We start from the raw sequence: 1,455 nt of genomic DNA, 5'->3' as shown, positions 1-1,455 counted from the left end.
TCCTGAGCCAGGATCAAACTCTCAAATAAAAGTTTATCAGGCTCAGATACTATTGTTATCTAAATATCTGGCTTTATGGTTTGTTTCTTGTTTTATAAATTAACCTACTGTTTAATTTTCAAAGTTCTTTATTGATATAGTTAGATGGTAGCGGTAATAGGAGTCGAACCTATGACCTTTCGGGTATGAACCGAACGCTCTAGCCAACTAAGCTATACCGCCGTATTTCTGGTGCCCAGAGGCGGAATCGAACCACCGACACGGGGATTTTCAGTCCCCTGCTCTACCGACTGAGCTATCTGGGCAAATGGTGGGCCTAGCTGGACTCGAACCAGCGACCTCACGCTTATCAGGCGTGCGCTCTAACCACCTGAGCTATAGGCCCTTACTTGGTCGAGGTGAAGGGACTCGAACCCCCGGCCCCATGGTCCCAAACCATGTGCGCTACCAAACTGCGCTACACCTCGAAATATTATTTACTATCTTATATTACTCTAAAACTCATTTTTTTTCAAGTCCTTTTTATTTGGCAGGGGTGGAGGGACTCGAACCCCCGGCGCACGGTTTTGGAGACCGACGCTCTACCAACTGAGCTACACCCCTATGAAGAATAATGGACCTTCAGGGACTCGAACCCCAGACCTACCGGTTATGAGCCGGGCGCTCTAACCAACTGAGCTAAAGGTCCTGGTTGGTCGAGGTGAAGGGACTCGAACCCCCGGCCCCATGGTCCCAAACCATGTGCGCTACCAAACTGCGCTACACCTCGTTTTTTTAAATGGCGGAGAAGGAGGGATTCGAACCCTCGCACCGGTTACCCAGCCTAATCCCTTAGCAGGGGATCCTCTTGAGCCACTTGAGTACTTCTCCAAATTTAGTCCTATTATTTAGTTTGGCGGAGAGGGTGGGATTCGAACCCACGGCCCCTTTCGAAGTCACTGGTTTTCAAGACCAGCTCCTTAAACCACTCGGACACCTCTCCATTGGTGATCTATCCGCGACTCGAACGCGGGACACCCTGATTAAAAGTCAGGTGCTCTACCGACTGAGCTAATAGACCATGTTTTTATTTGGCTGGGGATGCAGGACTCGAACCTACGCATACATGAGTCAAAGTCATGTGCCTTACCGACTTGGCTAATCCCCAATATATATGTGGTGAGCGCACAGGGATTCGAACCCCGGACACACGCCTTAGAAGGGCGTTGCTCTATCCAGCTGAGCTATGCACCCACGCTTTTTGGAGCGGGTGAAGGGGATCGAACCCTCACAGCTGGCTTGGAAGGCCAGAACTCTACCATTGAGCTACACCCGCATATTTAATTTAATTGGTGGAGGATGGTGGATTCGAACCACCGAAGTCGATGACAACAGATTTACAGTCTGCCCCCTTTGGCCGCTCGGGAAATCCTCCGTATTAATTTTACATGGAGCTGGTGATAGGAATCGAACCTA

General features: G+C 49.6%; 14 tRNA genes. All 14 read right to left on the bottom strand.

Annotation, left to right across the window (positions count from 1 at the left end):
- Positions 1 to 145: 145 nt before the first annotated feature.
- Positions 146 to 222: transfer RNA gene (locus IR151_RS19965), tRNA-Met, on the bottom strand.
- A 7-nt stretch (positions 223 to 229) separates the two neighbouring features.
- Positions 230 to 305: transfer RNA gene (locus IR151_RS19960), tRNA-Phe, on the bottom strand.
- Positions 306 to 308: 3 nt separating this feature from the next.
- Positions 309 to 385: transfer RNA gene (locus tag IR151_RS19955), tRNA-Ile, on the bottom strand.
- A gap of 5 nt (positions 386 to 390) precedes the next feature.
- Positions 391 to 467 (bottom strand) — tRNA-Pro (locus IR151_RS19950).
- 60 nt (positions 468 to 527) lie between these two features.
- Positions 528 to 603, bottom strand: a tRNA-Trp gene (locus tag IR151_RS19945).
- 11 nt (positions 604 to 614) lie between these two features.
- Positions 615 to 688: transfer RNA gene (locus IR151_RS19940), tRNA-Ile, on the bottom strand.
- 4 nt (positions 689 to 692) lie between these two features.
- A tRNA-Pro gene (locus IR151_RS19935) sits at positions 693 to 769 on the bottom strand.
- Positions 770 to 779: 10 nt separating this feature from the next.
- Positions 780 to 870 (bottom strand) — tRNA-Ser (locus tag IR151_RS19930).
- 23 nt (positions 871 to 893) lie between these two features.
- Positions 894 to 982, bottom strand: a tRNA-Ser gene (locus IR151_RS19925).
- 2 nt (positions 983 to 984) lie between these two features.
- Positions 985 to 1,060, bottom strand: a tRNA-Lys gene (locus IR151_RS19920).
- Positions 1,061 to 1,071: 11 nt separating this feature from the next.
- Positions 1,072 to 1,147: transfer RNA gene (locus IR151_RS19915), tRNA-Gln, on the bottom strand.
- 9 nt (positions 1,148 to 1,156) lie between these two features.
- Positions 1,157 to 1,233, bottom strand: a tRNA-Arg gene (locus IR151_RS19910).
- A gap of 8 nt (positions 1,234 to 1,241) precedes the next feature.
- Positions 1,242 to 1,315, bottom strand: a tRNA-Gly gene (locus IR151_RS19905).
- A gap of 14 nt (positions 1,316 to 1,329) precedes the next feature.
- Positions 1,330 to 1,414, bottom strand: a tRNA-Tyr gene (locus tag IR151_RS19900).
- Between the last annotated feature and the right edge of the window lie 41 nt (positions 1,415 to 1,455).

The organism is Clostridioides sp. ES-S-0006-03, assembly GCF_020662275.1.
Classification (GTDB): domain Bacteria; phylum Bacillota; class Clostridia; order Peptostreptococcales; family Peptostreptococcaceae; genus Clostridioides.
Note: the sequence above shows the minus strand (reverse complement) of the source record. Positions and strands in the feature narration are given on the sequence as shown.